This window comes from Caldifermentibacillus hisashii, from assembly GCF_039654145.1.
Lineage (GTDB): Bacteria > Bacillota > Bacilli > Bacillales > Caldibacillaceae > Caldifermentibacillus > Caldifermentibacillus hisashii.
In genome coordinates this window covers 846,392-865,261 of the sequence record NZ_CP155467.1, presented here as the reverse complement: position 1 = coordinate 865,261, position 18,870 = coordinate 846,392, and the positions used below count along the sequence as shown (strand labels likewise).

Genomic DNA, 18,870 nt, shown 5'->3' with positions numbered 1-18,870 from the left:
TTAATTCTCAATTATGTAAATCAAATCAATAAAATCCCAATATATATTTGAGATTTTTTCTCAATTAGATAGGAGCGTGATCTGAATGGAGCTAAATATTAGCCTTCGAAAAAAACCTTTGAAAGAAAATCAACTTTTTAAAGAGAAACTGCTCCGAATTAAACCCTATATCGAATTAGGATTTGCCCTTTTTAGCGGTATTCTCATCGTATCAGGTTGGATTTTGGCAAAACTTGATCAACAAGCGGCTTCTGTCTTCTTTTATATCTTAGCGTATGTGATTGGAGGCTATTTTAAAGCGAAAGAAGGCATTACAGATACGATTCACAATAAAACACTGAATGTCGAACTGCTTATGGTGCTTGCGGCGTTAGGTTCTGCCATTATCGGGTATTGGGAAGAAGGAGCCATCCTCATTTTCATTTTCGCATTAAGTGGTGCTCTTGAAACGTATACAATGAGTAAAAGTAGAAAAGAAATCTCCGCATTGATGAGTTTACAACCGGAAGAAGCATGGCTGATTAAAGATGGAAAAGAGATAAAAGTTGCAGTCGAAAAATTACAAGTCGGTGACTATATTTTTGTGAAACCGGGAGAACGAATTCCGGCAGACGGGTGCGTTATTAAAGGAAGAACAAGCGTTGACCAAGCTGCGATTACTGGTGAATCGATTCCGGTCGGTAAAGGACTGAATGATGGTGTTTTTGCGGGAACTGTGAACATTAGTGGTTCGATTACCGTCGAAATTACAAAACCGAGCAGTGAAACATTATTTCAAAAAATTATTACCTTAGTTCAAAATGCCGAAAGTCAAAAATCCCCTTCTCAACAATTTATTGATCGTTTTGAAGGCACATATGTAAAACTGGTATTGGCGATTGTTTCATTGATGTTATTTTTGCCACATTATATTTTCGGATGGAGTTGGAATGAAACATTTTACCGGGCAATGGTATTGTTGGTGGTTGCCTCTCCATGTGCTGTCGTTGCATCGATTATGCCGGCAACATTATCGGCCATTTCAAATGGTGCCAGAAAAGGGATTTTGTTTAAAGGTGGTTCACACTTGGAAAGTTTAGGAAATTTACGAGCTATCGCTTTTGATAAAACAGGGACATTAACGCAAGGAAAACCGGAAGTGAGCCAATATCTTGTGAAGCCGAATTTGGAGGATGAAAAGCAAAAGATTTTGCAAATTGTTGCTGCCATTGAAAAACACTCAAATCATCCGTTAGCCCAAGCTATCATCCGCTTTGCCACAACAAAAAATCAAAATGTACCATTTGAGCTTGACTCGATAGAAGACGTTAGCGGATGGGGAGTAAAAGCCTTCTTCAATGGTGAAACTTGGAAAATCGGGAAACGGGCCTTTATGGATGGAAATATTGAAGAAGTCATTGATGAAAAGCAAAGATCTTTCCTGGAAGAACAAGGGAATACAATCGTCTATATTGAAAAAGATCAACAAGTCGTCGCTGCTTTTGCATTGAAAGATATTGTGCGAGAAGAATCAAAACAGGCGATCACCAATTTGCAAGCTTTGGGAATTGAACCGATCATGTTAACCGGTGATAATGCCAATACCGCAAATGCCATTGCAAGTGAGGTAGGTATCATTCATTATATTTATGAATGTCTTCCGGAAAATAAAGCCAACGAAATACGCGCAATTAAAGAAAAATATGGATTAACCGCAATGGTCGGTGACGGGATCAATGATGCACCTGCTTTAGCCACTGCTGATATCGGAATGGCAATGGGAGAAGGAACGGATGCTGCACTGGAAACCGCCGATGTTGTCTTAATGAAAAATGATTTAACGAAAATTTCTCAAGCGATCCATTTATCTAAACGAATGAACCGCATTATTAAACAAAATCTCGTCTTTTCAATCAGTGTCATTATTTTATTAGTCATGTCCAATTTTTTCCAATCAATTGACCTGCCACTAGGAGTTATTGGGCATGAAGGCAGTACAATATTAGTCATTCTTAATGGATTAAGACTTTTAAAATAAGTAGGTTTTTTTATTCCTTCTAATGGTTAGTCGAGCCAATCGGACACTTATCTTCCTCCTTTAGCTTAAGTTTCAGGAGGAAGATTTAGTGACCGCTTAAAGCAGGGCACTGATGGTTTGCTGAACCTCGGAATTTTGCAGCCCCTACCTTCTTTATAAATTCGAAAATCCGAGGTAGGAAAGTTACTGCCCGTTAAGATGAGGCTCATCAGTGGGGCACCTATCCCCCTACGAACATAAGCTAATTCGTCATGTCCTTATGAAACCAATGTCGTACCCTCGTAAACAAATCAGACGCAGTTCCTAATTTTTTAAAAACTGCTTGTCATTTATCCATTTTTTCACTTGCAATTTTTTCGTTTATACTCCTCATTTAATCCATTTATTTCTCCGCCGATAATCAACACTGCACCGGTTATATAAAACCAGATCATCAACACGATAATAACCCCGAGACTGCCATACATAAACGTATAATTTCCAAAATTGTTCACATAAAAGGAGAACCCCAATGAAGCCAGTATCCACCCTATCGTTGAAAAAACAGCTCCGGGAACCACTGTTGCACATTTCATTTTCCGGTTGGGTGTCAGAAAATAAACTGCACTGAAAACAATAAAAAGAATTACAGAACTAAGACTAAAACGAATCGTGTTCCATGTGTCGATAAACTGATCCGTATAGCCAAATTTTGAAGATATATAGATCCCGATATGTTTCCCAAAAACCGGTAATAGAAGAGCAATAATAAATACTGCAATCATAACGATCGTTAGCAGAACAGACAATCCGCGGACAATGAAAAATGGCCGGTCATCATCAATTTCATACGCCAGATTCATCGCCCGAATAATGGCATTCATTCCATTCGAAGCAGCCCAAAGTGTTGCAATAATACCAAATGATAAAATCCCGCCATTATGCTTTTCCAATAATGTATCCAATGTGGAGTCTATAAAAGTTATTGTTTCGCCTGGAGCAAAGTCACTAATAAAATACATAATATCCTCGGTTTTAAGCGGTAAATAGGGTAGTAAGGAAAACATCGTAATTAATAATGGAAATAGCGATAATAGAAAAAAATAAGCCAGTTGCGCCGAATACCCGAGAGAGTCGTGCCTTATAATTCTTCTATATAAATCCAACACCCAATTTATACTCTTTTTTATATTAATCATCGTATCACCTGTTCATTTTGGAACATCCAGCAATTTAAGAAAACTTACATCCTTCATTTGAGGTTTTTTTTATGAAAAAACATCGGCAAAACCCGGTAATGCTGTTTTCTATCATTGGTTTTCATTATTCGAATTTGCCTTTTCATACTCTTTACTTTCCTGTTCATCCGTAAATGTTTTTACTGTTTGCAGACTAAGTTCTTTTATTTCCGAAGCTTTTTCGGTAAGAAATTGGATATCACGATTAAATTGCTGAATAGAATTTCGAACTTGATCAAATTTTCCTTGGATTTCATCAATCGTTTTCCGCGGGTTTAAAATGACTCCCTTTATTTGTCTCGCCTTTTGTTTTCCTTCACTCAAAGCCTGTTGCCGAACCTCTTTATCGAATAAAGTGATCACACCACCGATTAACGCACCGTATATTATGCCCTTCACAAATTTATTATTCATCATGTCCCCCTCTTTCAGCCAATATAATTTTGGAAACGATAAAAGAGTAATTTTCTATTAATTATACTACAAACCATGCTCAGCCTTTATTTTTTCCAATAATGCCCGACATCCCATTGTTACCAAATGATATACTTGTTCAAAATTTCCTGTGTAGTAAGGATCCGGCACATTATTTTCATCCGCATCCGGAACAAAATCCATTAATTTTGCCACATAAGCCTTTGGATGTTCTTTTCGCAAACGTTGGATCCCTGAAAGATTGTCATTATCCATGGCAATAATATAATCAAACTTGTCTAAATCATCTGCTTCAATTTTCCTGGCAATTAGTCCTTCCCCGGAAATATTATATTTCTTTAAAATTTTTCTTGTACCGTGATGCGGACCTTCCCCAATATGCCAACCGCCAAGACCCGCCGAATCAATGAAAAATTTGTCACCAAGCCCCTCTTTATTTACGTAATCACGGAACACCGCTTCGGCCATCGGTGAACGACAAATGTTTCCAAGACAAACAAATAATACCCGTATCAAATTAATCACCTCATTTAAATCATCTACGGAGTCTGTCCGACGAATTTTTAACTTATGTTTATGAGTAGCTAACATGTTTTTGTGGACAGACTGACAAGACCTTACACTTTGCATTATAACAAAAAATCATTTCAACTGAACATCAGCTATGCTATGATTAACAATATCATTATTTTTTATCATTTTACATATAAATGAGCGAATGAAATCAAAAATCTGTAAGGGATCAAATCGGTATCCTCATTGAAGTATAGGAACATAAGCTAAATGCTTCATGTCCTTGTGGGACCAACATTGTGCAAATTGACGCACCCATTTTGGTGGGAGTCTTTGACTTACCTACTAAGTATGAGATAAATTTTTGACAAGGGGGATAAGAATGGATTTATCAGTCAAAAGTAAGGAAAATATGGTGTATATGGTTGATAAAATATCGGAAAAATTAAATTTTATCAATACTGGTATAATGAAAGCCAGCCAATTTGACGAGGAAAAATACGAAGAACTTTTCGATATTTATCAACTTGTCATTAAGCGAGACCGTTTTTCACCAAACGAAAGACAAGCTATTGCTGAAGAGCTGGGATCCTTGCGAAAAAAATGAATAATAAGTAAAACAACCCTCATTTGTACGGAGGGTTTTCTTCATTAATAGGCGATAAGCTAATCTAAAGGTTCGGAAACTGGGGTTTCTTCATTATAAATGGTAAACTAAAGGGGATTAAAGCAAGCGCATCCGCATTGTGGCCAAGGTTTGTTCACTATAAATGGCGAACTAAAAAATAGGCTGTTTATTAAAAAACGATAAGGGTGGGAGTCGGATGGATTTATTTTGGCGAATTGCAGAAGAAAAAATTCAAAAAGCATATCAGGATGGGGAGTTTCGTAATTTAAAAGGGATGGGTAAACCGTTAAATTTGAAAGATGATTCAGGAATTCCTAAGGATTTGAGGATGGCATACCATATATTAGAGAATGCTGGTTTTAGTCCGGAAGAAGCCGAATTGAAGAAGGAAATTATGACCACCCAAGATTTATTGAAAAATTGTTTGAATGATGAAGAAAGGAAACAATTTGAGCAAGCATTATCAAAAAAATTATTACAATACAATTCGTTGCTGGCAAAGAAAAGAATCCGTACCAATTCATCTGTTTTTAAAAATTATCAAAGGAAACTTGAAGACCGGCTTTTAAAATGAAATTAGATAATTTTTTGGTATACTAGAACAATCAATGGAGAAAGAGTACAATAGAATATTGAAGGCAAATTTTTTAGTATTTGAAGGCGGTGTAGAAATGATTGTTTTAAAATCAAAACGTGAAATTGAAAATATGAGGGAGGCAGGTAAAATTCTTGCTTCTTGCCATAAAGAAATTGCAAAAATGATTGAACCGGGCGTAACTTCCTGGGATATTGAAGTGTTTGTAGATGAGTATTTAAAAAAACAAGGCGCAACACCGGAGCAAAAAGGTTATCACGGGTATAAGTATGCCACATGTGCAAGTATCAATGATGAAATTTGTCATGGATTTCCAAGAAAAACCCCATTAAAAAACGGCGATATTGTGACAATTGATATGGTTGTTAATTTAAACGGTGCTTTGGCCGATTCCGCTTGGTCATATGGTGTCGGTGAAATTTCCGAATTGAACAAAAAGTTACTGGAAGTTGCAAAAAAGGCATTATATTTAGGCATCGAAAAAGCAGTACCTAGTAACCGAATCGGTGATATTGGTCATGCAATTCAAACATATGTGGAAAAAGAAGGGTTTTCCGTTGTCCGTGAATTTATTGGACACGGTATTGGACCATCGATGCATGAAAAACCGGATGTTCCCCATTTTGGTTTACCGGGAAAAGGGCCGAGAATTAAAGAAGGGATGGTATTCACCATCGAGCCAATGGTCAATGTTGGGAAATATTTATCAAAAATGGATGCAAATGGTTGGACAGCCCGGACAATCGATGGAAAAAACTCGGCTCAATATGAACATACCATTGCGATTACCAAAGAGGGTACGTTGATTTTAACAGACCAAGATAATCTAGATTGATAATCATTAACTGTGGTGTCAGGGTGTTGGCGGGATCTTTCTCGACAAGAATTTTTGGGCGGGATGAACCTATTTTTTACCGATGAGACTTACTCTCGCCGACAATTTTGTGTGAGGAACTTTTTTTAGCGACGAGACCTTTTCTCGTCGTCGTTTTTGCGCGGGAAACTCCTTTTTTTGGCGACGAGACCTTTTCTCGTCGTCATTTTTGGCAGGAAACTCCCTTTTTTGGCGACGAGACTCTTTCTCGTCACCATTTTGAGGCGAAAATCGCTCGTTTTTAGCGACGAGACCTTTTCTCGTCGTCGTTTTTGCGCGGGAAACTCCTTTTTTTTGGCGACGAGACCTTTTCTCGTCGTCGTTTTTGCGCGAGAAACTCCTTTTTTTGGCGACGAGACCTTTTCTCGTCGTCATTTTGAGCCGAGAAACCCCTTTTTTTGGCGACGAGACCTCTTCTCGTCGTCATTTTTGACCGGAAAACTCCCTTTTTTGGCGACGAAACCCTTTCTCGTCGTCGTTTTGAGGCGGGAAACTCCTTTTTTTGGCGACGAGACCCTTTCTCGTCGTCGTTTTTGGGCCGGAAACTTCATTTTTTGGCGACGAGACCCTTTCTCGTCACCATTTTGAGGCGAAAATCGCTCGTTTTTAGCGACGAGACCCTTTCTCGTCGTCATTTTTGGGCAGGAAACTTCATTTTTTAGCGACGAGACCCTTTCTCGTCGTCACTTTTGGGCAGGAAACTCCCTTTTTTGGCGACGAGACCTCTTCTCGTCGTCACTTTTGGGCAGGAAACTCCCTTTTTTGGCGACGAGACCCTTTCTCGTCGTCGTTTTTGGGCCGGAAACTTCATTTTTTGGCGACGAGACCCTTTCTCGTCGTCGTTTTGAGGCGCGAAACTCCCTTTTTTGGCGACGAGACTCTTTCTCGTCGTCGTTTTGAGGCGCGAAACTCCTTTTTTTGGCGACGAGACCCCATCTCACAGTCATAAAGAAAACTCGGCGATTGCTGAGCCTTTAGGCGAGAGCAGAGCCGTAGTTCACCGAAAAAATATAAAATTTTTTGGGCTGCGATGTATTCCAGTGAAGTTTTCCTTATGCACTTATACTTAATTCTTAAAATTTTCAACTACGTCGAAGTCGCTTCTTTGCTGGAAATTTATACTTCTTAACGTACAAAAAAGGCTCCCCGACCGGAGAACCCTTTTCGTATTAACTATATTTAATGACTGGAACTAGGTTGTCCCCATTTTTTATTGCTTAAGTAACCTAATAATAACACAACAGCTGTGACCACAATCGCAAAAATACGAGTAAGCACACCTTGCTCAATATTTAACAAATCTGCAATCCGTTCATCACCTGTAATCATATTACTAGCTGTCCAGGCTAATATCGCCGAACCAATATATGGTACAATGGAGAACCTTTCCATCAAACGAACAATTAATTTTGAGCCAAAAACCATAATTGGGATACTAACAAGAACCCCTAAGAAAATCAGTAAAATATGACCACCTGAAGCACCGGCGATTGCTACGACATTATCCAAACTCATAACCGCATCGGCCATGATGATTGTCCAAATCGCTTGCAATGTTGAGTCTTTTGCTTTTACATCTTTGCTATCATCGTGATTCACTAATACTTTGTAAGAAATCCACAGTAATAAAAGACCGCCGAAGAAATGTACATAGGGTATCCCCAACAGGACGGCAATAACACTGGCGAATAACACCCGCAAAACGACTGCCCCGGCTGTCCCCCATAAAATTGCCACATTTCTCTTTTTCTTTGGTAATCTTCTTGTGGCCATAGCGATGACAACAGCATTATCTCCGGAAAGAATAATATCGATCGCAATGATTTTTAATACAACAACTACAGTCGCTAATGACCAAGCAAGTTCCAACATCAATCCTTCTCTCTACCATATTTTAAAATAAACCATTGTCAAAAATTCTTTCAAGAACAACAATAAAAATCATGAAAATGACACTAAAATTATTCTATCTCTATTTTTTTTATCCATCAACAATAAAGTTTTTCATCATACGAATCGAATTTACTCTTAATGTCTCACATATCTTTATCTGTATGCAACTACCAAGTTAACAATTTTTGGCGCAAATAATGAAAAATATTTGTTACACATAAGAAAAGCACAAAATACTGCTTTCACAAGTATATGTATCTCCATGCAGTAACCAAGTTAACAATTTTTGGGGCCTACAATATGAAAATTTATCAGCTAATTTGTATTCTTAACCCCAAAGGCGCTAAATACAGCTTTCATATCCTTGTGGAGCGAGACAATAAAATTTAACCAGTGTTTCTATACGATAAATAAAGGGAAGATGCTACCTATCCCTCAATGTGGAATGAACATCTCCCCTTTTCTTAGTGACAAAGGTGATATACCAATTTTTTTACAAATCGTAAAATAATGCAACAACATTAAAAGAACCGCTCCCATATTCATTCCGACGATGATCCCATCCATGACAAAATGCTCATTTGAACCAAGAAAATAAATCATCAAAAAAGAAATAATCGTCGTCCATATATTATGTAAAAATGCATCTTTAACCAAGTTCATTCCAATCAAAAACGCTTGAAATGGAATGGTATAATAATGAAGAAAAAAATAAGGCAACATTAGCTGAAAAAAATAGGATGCTGTTGCTGAATTCACAAATATTCCCGTTAACTCATCGGCAAAATTGTAGAAGCCTATAGTGACAGGAATCCCATATAAAGAAGTCAATAAAATAACACGCTTCAACAATTGCAGTAATTGTTCATGGTTGTGACTGGCAAATGCTTGTGAAACATTCGGGATCAAAACGGTCATTAATGAATGGGCAATAAAGGCCGGAAAAAAGCCGATCGTCATCGCAACACCTGAAATTAACCCAAAATTTTCCGTCGCTTCTCCCATTGATAAACCGGCAGCAACTAAAGTATACTTAATCAAGAACGGTTGGATGGCATGGGTCAAAGAATGGAATATTCTCATGGCAGTTGTTGGCACGGAAACTTCCATTAAACTTTTCGCCAGTTGACTCTTAGGGATATTTACGGCTGGTCGGTTTTTTAAATACCTTAGCTGCAAAACATAAGCACTGATCAAATAAATAAAAACAAGCAGCTCGCCGCCAATTAATGAAAATAACGCAATCAAAATAGCAACTTCAAGCTGAAAATCAAACATTTGATATATAAATACAAGGATAAAAAGTTGTGTACTTCTTTTCAGCAAATTCGAAACAGCAACTTGTCCCATTTTTTGAATACCGACAAAATAACCCCGGGCAATGGAAGAAATCGATACAATCGGGACTAATAGCAAAATAACCCAGCGAATCAACGGGTGGATCTCACTAAAAATCGGGAAAATCATAAAAATTAGTATCGAAACCGTTAATAAAATTGAAATGAAAATTATTGTCAGTTTCATAGCATATTTTAACATGGTCAAATGATATAGTTCTTCTTTTTCAGCGATAAATTTTGAAATGGAAATTGGCAACTCCATGCTTGCAATGATCATGACAAGTCCAATTAATGGAATAATTGTCATGTATTGACCCACACCATATTCACCTAATTCTTTTGTTATCGTTAAATTAATTAAAAATTCAATACACTCACTTATAAAAGCTGTTGCTGCCAATAAAATGGTTCCTTTAAAAAAATTACTCATAAATAACTCCTTTGTGTCTCAATTGATTTTTTCTGCATGATATTAGCCGCTTTAACAGGCAGTAAGACCCCCGCCTCAAGATTAGGAGTTTACGAGAAAATATATGGGGGAATGAACTACCCGTTAAGGTCCGATTGGTAACTAACCATCAGAGGGGATAAAGAAAACCCCCATCACTTTGTTTCGATTACCGAAAACATATAGGATATTATATTTCTATGAGACAAGTTCAGAAATTATTAAATGAATTTTAGTAATACAGTTCAGCACTATCTTATTTTAAATATATAATACAAACATGCATTCTATTATTTTTCAAGATTTTCTTAGTAAATGTGAATTTTATGTGAAAATCAGTGTAAAACTAACTTTTATCACATTTTTGTAAAAAAAAATTGCTTTGAAATTAGTTATGAAAGTGCTATTATATTCATAGAAAGATTGTTCACTACAAAAATATTTCAAAACTGTATCAGTAACAACATTTTACCTGTTATATATTTTTTTAAACAAACATGTGAAATAGTGAACAAATTATATTAATATAATTTTAGGAGGCATGAGAAATGACTCAATATTGGGAAGGCTTTAAACCTGGTAAATGGCAAGAAGAAGTTGACGTGCGTGATTTCATTATTAAAAACTTTACTCCTTACACCGGTGATGAAAGTTTCTTGGAAGGTCCGACTGAATCAACAAAACAACTTTGGGATCAAGTTATGGAATTATCGAAAAAAGAACGGGAAGCTGGCGGTGTATTAGACGCTGATACGAAAATTGTATCAACTATTACATCTCATGGTCCAGGGTATTTAAATAAAGACCTTGAACAAATCGTCGGTTTCCAAACTGACAAACCTTTCAAACGTTCATTAATGCCGTTTGGCGGTATCCGCATGGCAAAACAAGCATTGGAAGCATACGGTTTTGAACTTGACAAAGAAATTGAACATATTTTCACTGACTGGCGGAAAACTCATAACCAAGGTGTATTCGATGCATACACGCCGGAAATGAGAGCTGCTCGTCATGCCGGAGTTATTACCGGTCTTCCGGATGCATATGGCCGTGGTCGGATTATCGGTGACTATCGTCGCGTTGCCTTATACGGTGTCGATTTCCTAATTGAACAAAAACAAAACGAATTAAATTATATCGGCGACCGTACAATGACTGACGATGTTATTCGTGAACGGGAAGAATACTCAGAACAAATTCGTGCTTTAAAAGAATTAAAACAAATGGCATTAGCTTACGGTTATGATATCAGTAAACCGGCTACCAATGCAAAAGAAGCGATTCAATGGTTATATTTTGCTTATCTTGCAGCCATTAAAGAACAAAACGGTGCAGCAATGAGCCTTGGTCGTACTTCCACTTTCTTAGATATTTACATTGAAAGAGACATAAAAAATGGTACATTAACCGAAAAAGAAGCTCAAGAATTAGTTGACCATTTTATCATGAAACTGCGTCTTGTAAAATTTGCTCGTACACCTGAATACAATGAATTATATTCCGGTGACCCGACTTGGGTAACTGAATCCATCGGCGGTATTGCCCTTGACGGTCGTCCAATGGTAACAAAAACTTCATTCCGTTACCTGCACACTTTGGATAACTTAGGACCGGCTCCGGAACCGAACTTAACGATTCTTTGGTCAACAAAATTACCGGAAAACTTCAAGAAATATGCAGCAAAAATGTCGATTAAATCGAGTGCCATTCAATATGAAAACGATGATATGATGCGTGAAATCTACGGTGACGACTACGGTATTGCCTGCTGTGTATCTGCAATGAGAATCGGTAAACAAATGCAATTCTTCGGTGCCCGGGTTAACGTTGCAAAAGCTCTTCTTTATGCAATCAACGGTGGTGTCGATGAACGTATAAAAACTCAAGTTGGACCGAAATTTGCGCCAATCACTTCTGAATATCTGGATTATGATGAAGTAATGGATAAATTCGATACCATGCTTGACTGGTTATGTGAGCTTTATGTAAATACATTAAACGTTATTCACTACATGCATGACAAATACAGTTATGAACGTTTAGAAATGGCCTTACATGACCGTGAAATTTTACGGACAATGGCTTGCGGGATTGCCGGACTCTCTGTCTGTGCTGACTCGTTAAGTGCAATTAAATATGCAAAAGTAAAAACAATCCGCGACGAAAACGGGCTTGCAGTTGATTATGAAATCGAAGGCGACTTCCCTAAATATGGGAACAACGATGATCGCGTTGACCAAATTGCTGTATGGATTGTTAAAGAAGTGATGAGAAAGATTCGTAAACATCACACTTACCGGAATGCTGTTCCAACACAATCTGTCTTAACGATTACTTCAAACGTTGTATACGGTAAGAAAACCGGGAACACTCCTGATGGTCGTGAAGCCGGTAAACCATTTGCACCGGGAGCAAACCCAATGCATGGTCGTGATACAAAAGGTGCCCTTGCTTCCTTAACATCTGTTGCAAAATTACCTTATGAAGATGCTCTTGATGGTATTTCAAATACATTCACCATCACACCAAAAGCACTTGGTCGTGAAGATGAATCTCAAGTAAGTAACTTAGTCGGTATGCTGGACGGTTATATGACAAAACGTGGTCACCACATAAACGTTAACGTCTTGAACCGTGAAACCTTACTAGACGCTATGGATCATCCGGAAAAATATCCACAATTAACCATTCGTGTATCCGGATATGCCGTTAACTTTATAAAATTAACTCGTGAACAACAAATCGATGTCATAAATCGTACGTTCCACGAATCGATGTAGACAGAAAAGCGAAGGCGACTGTTTTGAAACTGATAAACTGGACTGCCCCCGTAACGAGATAAAGGAATCACGGCTTGAATAAGCCGATGATGACTTATCGACGTGAAGGGGCGGGAAGTTTAGCAGTTTCTAGGAGCCGGAGCTAGACAAATTAAGAGACGGAGAAGCCATCTAATCAGCTTCTCCTCCCCTTTAAAAAGCAAGGAGGATGCAAAATGGTAACAGGTCGGATTCATTCTGTTGAATCATTTGGTGCAGTAGACGGACCCGGGTTACGATATGTTGTTTTTACCCAAGGTTGCCTACTGAGATGCCAATATTGTCACAATGCGGATACTTGGAAAATCGGGAATGGCAAAGAAATGACCGTTCAAGAAATTATGGACGATGTATTATCCTATTTACCATTCTTTGAAGCAAGCGGCGGTGGTATTACAGTCAGCGGCGGTGAACCACTTTTACAAATGGATTTTTTAATTGAACTTTTCAAGGAATGCAAGAAACACGGCATTCACACAACGATTGACAGTTCAGGCGGACCATTTAACCGTCGCCCGAATTTTATGGAAAAACTTGATGAACTTTTGCAATATACGGATTTAATTTTGCTTGATTTAAAGCATATCGATAGTGAGAAACATAAGTTTATCACAGGTATGACAAATGAACATATTCTCGACTTTGCCCAATATTTATCTGAAAAAAATATACCTGTCTGGATCCGTCATGTTTTGGTACCAACATTGAGCGACTTTGACGAAGACCTGTTGCGCCTTGCCAATTTTATCAAAACACTGAATAATGTTGAAAAAATTGAAGTATTGCCATATCACAAACTAGGTGTTTATAAATGGGAAAGCCTAGGATTGGAATATAAATTAAAAGATGTTGAACCACCTTCCCAAGAACGAGTAGAAAATGCAAAAAGAATTTTAAACGCAGCTTTAGCACATGCGTAATCCTTCCCCTTTTATATATAGATGACTCATTAAAAAAGCAGGTATCCCCCGCCTGCTTTCTTAGTTTTTACAAAAACTTTCCACAGCATATTCCTGAACAATCATGACCATATTAAAGTACTTTTGAAATTAGGTAAATACACCTTTTTCCTTTTAAAAGAATACAATACAGAAATTCATGTAAAGGGATGAGGAGTATGGCGGTTTCATTTCCTGTGTCAATTAAAACAGAAAAGGTTCAGGGCGGGCCGGACATCGTTGTTTATTATCCGGTTGTGTATCATCTCAAGAATAAACAAGCGGAGCATTTAATGAACCGTGCGATAGTAAACGCAACACAACAATTAATAAACACATTATTTGGCGACATACCGACAACATTAATAAGCATGCTCGGAACCTATGAAATCAAAAATAACCAGCGCGATGTGTTAAGCCTAAGCCTTGCTAATTACGGTTATCATGATCACGCTGCCCACGGGATGACTTATATCAAGTCTTTAACCTTTGATTCAAAAACCGGCCAGCAGTATCAGTTAGCCGACTTATTTAAACCGGGGAGTGCTTATGTCGGGCGGTTATCCCGGTTAATTAAAGAACAAATTGCTAAGCGGGACATCTTTTTACTGGACGATTTTAAACAGATTCGTCCTAATCAAGATTTTTATATAGCTGATAAAGCACTGGTAATTTATTTTCAACTTTATGAGATTACCCCATATGCTTTTGGTTTTCCGATGTTCCCAATTTCTGTATATGATTTGATGGAGGTAATTAATGAAGAAGGACCATTAGGGAAAATGGCGGTGAACAATTGAGTCTTAATTTTACTTTCAAGCCAGCTGCGAGTAAGGGTTGTTTCCTCTTCTCTAATCTCCCTTAGCAAAAAATCCATGAGATCTGTAATGGTTGATCACATTTGCGAGAGCCTCTTCTCTGATCTTCTTTACCAAAAATCCCCAGGAGAGCTGTAAGGGGGATTACATTTACGAGATCCCCTTCTCTATAACCTTCCTTACGCAATAAAAAGTCTCAAGGAGGAAGTAAGGGTTGAGAGAGACTCTTCACTGATCCTCCCTACCAAAAATTTCCAAGAGAAATGTAAGGGTTGATTTTCGTTTGCGAGCGCCCCTTTCTCCTCGGCATTTTGCCTATTCTTACAAAACTCGCGATGAGTCGGCCTTTCTTCTATTTAAACCAGCCCTTTTCCTTAAATTTGGTAATGGCTTCAATGCGGTTACTCACATGTAATTTATCAAGAATGACCGATACATAATTTCGGACGGTTCCTGTTGTGAGAAATAGTGTTTTGGCAATTTCCTGCGTATTTTTCCCTTCTGCAATCAACTTGATGACCTGTTCTTCCCGGGCTGTTAGCGGATTTACTTCACTATAGGCAAGTTCAACCAGCTCCGGATCATAAACCTTTCGTCCATCCATAATCACCCGAATCATATTCGCCAATTCCTCGCTGGGACTGTCCTTTAATAAATAGCCGCTGACACCCGCTGCTCTTGCCCTTTCAAAATAACCTGCCCGAGCAAATGTTGTTAAAATAATTACTTTGCAAGGATCCGTTTTTAATTGCTCTGCTGCCTCCAAACCGTTCATAACCGGCATTTCAATATCCATAATACAAACATCCGGCTTGTGTTCCTTTACCAGCTTTAATACTTCTTCCCCATTTCTGGCCATCCCAACAACCTGCATATCTTCTTCCAAATCGAGCAGAGAACCGAGCGCCCCCAATAACAACCGTTGATCCTCTGCTATGACAATCCGTATCATAATACCTCCCCCTTATGAAAAAGCGGAACCCAAATCTTCAAATTAGTTCCATTTGAACGATCAATTGCTAAATTTCCGTTGACAAACTCTAGTCTCTCCCTCATCCCTCGAAGACCATGACCTTTTATGGAATCGAGTTGATCCGGAATGCCCACCCCGTTATCCCGGATGTGAATCGATACTTCACTTGGCGAATGGATAATTTGTACCTCACAGACGGTTGCATTACTATGTTTTACCACATTTGTCACAGCTTCCTTTAAACACATACTCAGCACATGTTCAACAAATAAAGGTGTAGATGGAAGTTCCGGATTCCCAATTAACTTAAACTCCATCTCTGCCGACTCAATCATCTGTTGGGTCTGTAACACTTCTTCTTTCAACCTTATCCGTTTCATCATGGAAACCATGTCACGAACTTCCTTTAGGGCTGTCCTTGCCGTTTGATGAATATCATAAATTTCCCTTTTTACTCGATTGGGATCTTTATCCAGCAGCTTCCCGGCTAAATCACTCTTTAAACCGATCAGTGACAGCTTTTGACCAAGAGTGTCATGGAGATCACGGGCTATCCGTTCACGTTCCTCAATTACCATCAACTGAGAGATCCGTAGATTCGCATCCGCCAGCTCTTGTTCCAGTTGTTCGCGTTTGTTCCGATTATACATAATGAACGGTAACAATATGACTCCTGTTACACTGATTACAATAAATGGCAACTGTGAGAAAAAAATTTGCTTTTGAATAAAAAAGCCGGCAACGACCGAACCGATTGTTGTTACAAGATTGATAATGTACAAGGTAATAAACCCGGCTTTCCCTTGAATATTTCCAATGAAAAATGCCAGAAACAGTGAAAAATACACATAACCAAAATATAAAGTCAACAAAGTACTTAATATGATTTCTACCGCTACAGAAACATAAACCGTCCAGCCCTTTTTTATAAAAGCGAGTCTGTATACGGCAAAAAATAACATAATCATGATAATCCCAATCACAATTTCAGTGGGCGTGGATGAAACGATAACAAAATAAAATGGCAGAAGACAAAAGATGATCCACGCATAAATACTAATTCCGGTATTTTTTGAAAATATTTGATACCATTTTTGCATCGGTCTTTCCCCTTGTATACAGACTTTTTAGTAAGTATATCAAAAAACCCTTCTCGAATTAAATGGAAGGGCATTTTAAAGGGACATTTTTTTATACGTTCCGGCTAGGATGTAAATTCGACGTAGCGGGAAATTTTAAGAATTAAGGATACGTGTAAATCGGCTCTGCCTTCGCATAAAGGCTCGTCACTCACCAAGTTTTCTTTACTTTTCTTGAATGTTCGGTCTTCCGATACCCAAATGTAAACGGGCTCCTGTTGTTTTTTTTCGTTCTTTATATTCTTTAAAACTTAAGAAGGACATGGTCTCTTGATCATATAAACGAAAGCGAATCGATTTTAGACTTGTTGCCAAAGTAATGGTTGTTGCTTTTTGCAATGGCGGTGTTGATTCATGTGCCTCTTCTAAGTGATAGTTCGGTATTCTTGGAGCTAAATGGTGAACATGGTGGTAGCCGATACTTCCTGTTATCCATTCCAAAACTTTCGGAAGCTTGTAATATGAACTCCCTTCGACTGCGGCTTTTACGTAATCCCATTCTTCTTCATTTTCGAAATAAGAATCCTCAAAGGTATGTTGGACATAAAATAGCCAAATACCGAGTACACCGGCGATATACATAATAGGCACTTGAACAATTAAAAATGATTGCCAGCCGATCGCCCAAATTAACAACACATAAATGGCAACAATGGAAACATTAATTAAATACGTATTCCACCGTTCCTTCCGTTTTGCGCCTTTCCGATTAAACCGGTTCGATATGAAGAAAAGATATAGCGGGCCTAGCCCAAATAATATAAACGGATTTCGGTAAAGTCTATATCCCAACTTTTTCCAAAATGATGCTTCGGTATATTCTTGCACCGTCATGACCCAAACATCACCTGTGCCCCGTTTATCTAAATTGCTGCTTGTTGCATGGTGGATGGCATGATCTCGTTTCCATTTTTCAAAGGGAAAGTGTGTAATAATTCCGGTAATCGTCCCAACAACTCGGTTTGCTTTACCGTTTTTAAAAAATGACATATGTGTACAATCGTGGAAAATGATAAAAATCCGGACAACAAAGCCTGCCGCAATGACAGAAAAACATAAAGACAGCCAAATGGAAATCGCCAAACTTTGATAGGCAAGAATCCAAAGCAGAAGAAAGGGAACGATTGAATTAATGATTTGTAACACACTCTTTCTCGTTTCAGACTTTGCAAAAGGGGCAACACTCTTTTTCAATTGTACCTGTTTTTCTTTATCCTTGCTCATATTTTCCTCCTAAAATAATGATTCTTTAATTTTCTATTTTAGAAGGAAAACTTTGTCTTTATTAGTCATAAACGTCAAGAGATGAGTATGATAAATGTCATATGTTTTGGTTTTTCATTATGAAAAATGGTTGCACGAGACGCCTATTTTTCAAAAAAACTAAGGCTCAAACTGCAATACATTGTGTCTTCATACGATATTTGGTGCAAATCTTTCCATAAAACCTTTTTGGATTCTAAGCAAAAATCAATATAAAAACTTTGCGATTAGACTAGCCTCAATTTGCAACGTCCCCGGCTCAATCGGTGTGCTGGCCCCGGCAACTTTTTCCAGGGTAAAAGTTTGATAAGGGACAGGGACCACACCTTGCCTTGTCTCCGTAATTTCAATTGGAATCGGTTGAAAAACAACACCCAACCCATTTGTGATTGTTCTCGCCTTCGCATGCGCATCTGATAGTGCCAACGTCAAAGCCTCATGATATTTTGCCGACCGATTCGATGTATCAAAGCGAATATTAAAAATAATATTTGCCCCTTGTGCCACCGCTGTATCGACAACAAGCCCGATTTGACCGATGTTTTCGACCCGAACTTCCAATAAATACCGAACTTCATAGGCACGAAAAATCTGCTTTCCATCGACAAAATCATAAACATTGTCAATCCGGTATTCCACCGTCCGGATATGATTCGGATTGATGCCAAGTGCGAGGAGCGCCTGGATGACATTGTTTGAGGCAACACTATTTTCAGCCTGTGCTGTTTGTAAATTTTTATTTTCTCTCACTATACCAATTGTGATGAATGCCAAATTCGGTTCGACATGCACTTTTCCCTCACCAAAAACAGTAAGCACATTGGCATTTCTCATTGGCAGCCCATTCCGATAATAAACCATCGCCCACACCTCCCTTCCCTTGAAATATATTCGAGCCTCTTACGTTTTGTTAAATTTTCCTGCTACCATAAATAAAATTTTACCGTTATAATGAAAAGG

Annotated in this window: 19 protein-coding genes; 7 read left to right on the top strand and 12 right to left on the bottom strand. The window is 38.2% G+C overall.

Features of this window, described 5'->3' with window-relative positions; genetic code table 11:
- Window positions 1–85: 85 nt before the first annotated feature.
- Window positions 86–2,017, top strand: coding sequence for a heavy metal translocating P-type ATPase (locus NSQ14_RS04080; protein ID WP_346216903.1), 1,932 nt, complete (start codon window positions 86–88; stop codon window positions 2,015–2,017).
- Between the two features lie 341 nt (window positions 2,018–2,358).
- Here the strand turns inward: NSQ14_RS04080 and NSQ14_RS04075 are convergent, their stop codons facing one another.
- The 3 genes from NSQ14_RS04075 to NSQ14_RS04065 form a co-directional block, all read right to left on the bottom strand.
- Window positions 2,359–3,195, bottom strand: a complete 837-nt coding sequence (locus tag NSQ14_RS04075) for a YihY/virulence factor BrkB family protein (protein ID WP_176458983.1) — start codon at window positions 3,193–3,195, stop codon at window positions 2,359–2,361.
- Window positions 3,196–3,306: 111 nt separating this feature from the next.
- Window positions 3,307–3,648 carry a hypothetical protein gene (locus tag NSQ14_RS04070; RefSeq protein ID WP_346216902.1) on the bottom strand — a complete coding sequence of 114 codons (342 nt, stop codon included), beginning with the start codon at window positions 3,646–3,648 and terminating at the stop codon, window positions 3,307–3,309.
- 66 nt (window positions 3,649–3,714) lie between these two features.
- On the bottom strand, window positions 3,715–4,185 hold the full coding sequence (locus tag NSQ14_RS04065; RefSeq protein WP_034768391.1) for a low molecular weight protein-tyrosine-phosphatase: 471 nt from the start codon (window positions 4,183–4,185) through the stop codon (window positions 3,715–3,717).
- Between the two features lie 379 nt (window positions 4,186–4,564).
- Here NSQ14_RS04065 and NSQ14_RS04060 point away from each other — a divergent pair, with 379 nt between their 5' ends.
- From NSQ14_RS04060 to map, 3 genes are all read left to right on the top strand, one after another.
- Window positions 4,565–4,789 (top strand): DUF1128 domain-containing protein, encoded by a 225-nt coding sequence (locus tag NSQ14_RS04060; RefSeq protein WP_034768390.1) that lies wholly within the window; start codon window positions 4,565–4,567, stop codon window positions 4,787–4,789.
- Between the two features lie 217 nt (window positions 4,790–5,006).
- Window positions 5,007–5,384: a DUF1992 domain-containing protein gene (locus NSQ14_RS04055; RefSeq protein ID WP_034768389.1), complete on the top strand. Its 378-nt coding sequence runs from the start codon at window positions 5,007–5,009 to the stop codon at window positions 5,382–5,384.
- Between the two features lie 97 nt (window positions 5,385–5,481).
- A complete protein-coding gene (map, locus tag NSQ14_RS04050; protein WP_251246518.1) occupies window positions 5,482–6,240 on the top strand; it encodes a type I methionyl aminopeptidase in 759 nt (252 codons plus the stop codon).
- A 69-nt stretch (window positions 6,241–6,309) separates the two neighbouring features.
- Here map and NSQ14_RS04045 read toward each other — a convergent pair whose 3' ends face one another.
- The 5 genes from NSQ14_RS04045 to NSQ14_RS04025 form a co-directional block, all read right to left on the bottom strand.
- Complete coding sequence (locus NSQ14_RS04045) at window positions 6,310–6,654, bottom strand: hypothetical protein (RefSeq protein WP_346216901.1); 345 nt, start codon at window positions 6,652–6,654, stop codon at window positions 6,310–6,312.
- On the bottom strand, window positions 6,651–6,914 hold the full coding sequence (locus tag NSQ14_RS04040) for a hypothetical protein (RefSeq protein ID WP_346216900.1): 264 nt from the start codon (window positions 6,912–6,914) through the stop codon (window positions 6,651–6,653). Before NSQ14_RS04040 ends, NSQ14_RS04045 begins: the two co-directional genes overlap by 4 nt.
- 48 nt (window positions 6,915–6,962) lie before the next feature.
- A complete protein-coding gene (locus tag NSQ14_RS04035) occupies window positions 6,963–7,226 on the bottom strand; it encodes a hypothetical protein (protein WP_328189168.1) in 264 nt (87 codons plus the stop codon).
- 232 nt (window positions 7,227–7,458) lie between these two features.
- Window positions 7,459–8,151 carry a TerC family protein gene (locus NSQ14_RS04030; RefSeq protein WP_034768386.1) on the bottom strand — a complete coding sequence of 231 codons (693 nt, stop codon included), beginning with the start codon at window positions 8,149–8,151 and terminating at the stop codon, window positions 7,459–7,461.
- Window positions 8,152–8,607: 456 nt separating this feature from the next.
- Window positions 8,608–9,942 carry an oligosaccharide flippase family protein gene (locus NSQ14_RS04025; RefSeq protein ID WP_034768384.1) on the bottom strand — a complete coding sequence of 445 codons (1,335 nt, stop codon included), beginning with the start codon at window positions 9,940–9,942 and terminating at the stop codon, window positions 8,608–8,610.
- 566 nt (window positions 9,943–10,508) lie between these two features.
- On the opposite strand from NSQ14_RS04025, the gene pflB reads away from it, so the two are divergent.
- The 3 genes from pflB to NSQ14_RS04010 all read left to right on the top strand — a co-directional run bounded on the left by pflB (window position 10,509) and on the right by NSQ14_RS04010 (window position 14,517).
- Window positions 10,509–12,740 carry a formate C-acetyltransferase gene (gene pflB, locus NSQ14_RS04020; protein WP_328189170.1) on the top strand — a complete coding sequence of 744 codons (2,232 nt, stop codon included), beginning with the start codon at window positions 10,509–10,511 and terminating at the stop codon, window positions 12,738–12,740.
- Window positions 12,741–12,955: 215 nt separating this feature from the next.
- The gene (pflA, locus tag NSQ14_RS04015; protein ID WP_216408193.1) at window positions 12,956–13,699 is read left to right on the top strand and encodes a pyruvate formate-lyase-activating protein; all 744 of its coding nucleotides are present in this window, start codon (window positions 12,956–12,958) and stop codon (window positions 13,697–13,699) included.
- A gap of 197 nt (window positions 13,700–13,896) precedes the next feature.
- The gene (locus NSQ14_RS04010) at window positions 13,897–14,517 is read left to right on the top strand and encodes a DUF3298 and DUF4163 domain-containing protein (RefSeq protein ID WP_328189173.1); all 621 of its coding nucleotides are present in this window, start codon (window positions 13,897–13,899) and stop codon (window positions 14,515–14,517) included.
- A gap of 370 nt (window positions 14,518–14,887) precedes the next feature.
- Here the strand turns inward: NSQ14_RS04010 and NSQ14_RS04005 are convergent, their stop codons facing one another.
- From NSQ14_RS04005 to NSQ14_RS03990, 4 genes are all read right to left on the bottom strand, one after another.
- Window positions 14,888–15,487 (bottom strand): response regulator transcription factor, encoded by a 600-nt coding sequence (locus NSQ14_RS04005; RefSeq protein ID WP_034768379.1) that lies wholly within the window; start codon window positions 15,485–15,487, stop codon window positions 14,888–14,890.
- Complete coding sequence (locus NSQ14_RS04000; protein WP_041845313.1) at window positions 15,484–16,608, bottom strand: sensor histidine kinase; 1,125 nt, start codon at window positions 16,606–16,608, stop codon at window positions 15,484–15,486. The genes NSQ14_RS04005 and NSQ14_RS04000 overlap by 4 nt, the downstream gene beginning before the upstream one ends.
- Before the next feature lie 204 nt (window positions 16,609–16,812).
- The gene (locus NSQ14_RS03995; RefSeq protein ID WP_328189176.1) at window positions 16,813–17,871 is read right to left on the bottom strand and encodes a fatty acid desaturase; all 1,059 of its coding nucleotides are present in this window, start codon (window positions 17,869–17,871) and stop codon (window positions 16,813–16,815) included.
- 246 nt (window positions 17,872–18,117) lie between these two features.
- Window positions 18,118–18,771, bottom strand: coding sequence for an SIMPL domain-containing protein (locus NSQ14_RS03990; protein WP_041845315.1), 654 nt, complete (start codon window positions 18,769–18,771; stop codon window positions 18,118–18,120).
- Window positions 18,772–18,870: the final 99 nt, after the last annotated feature.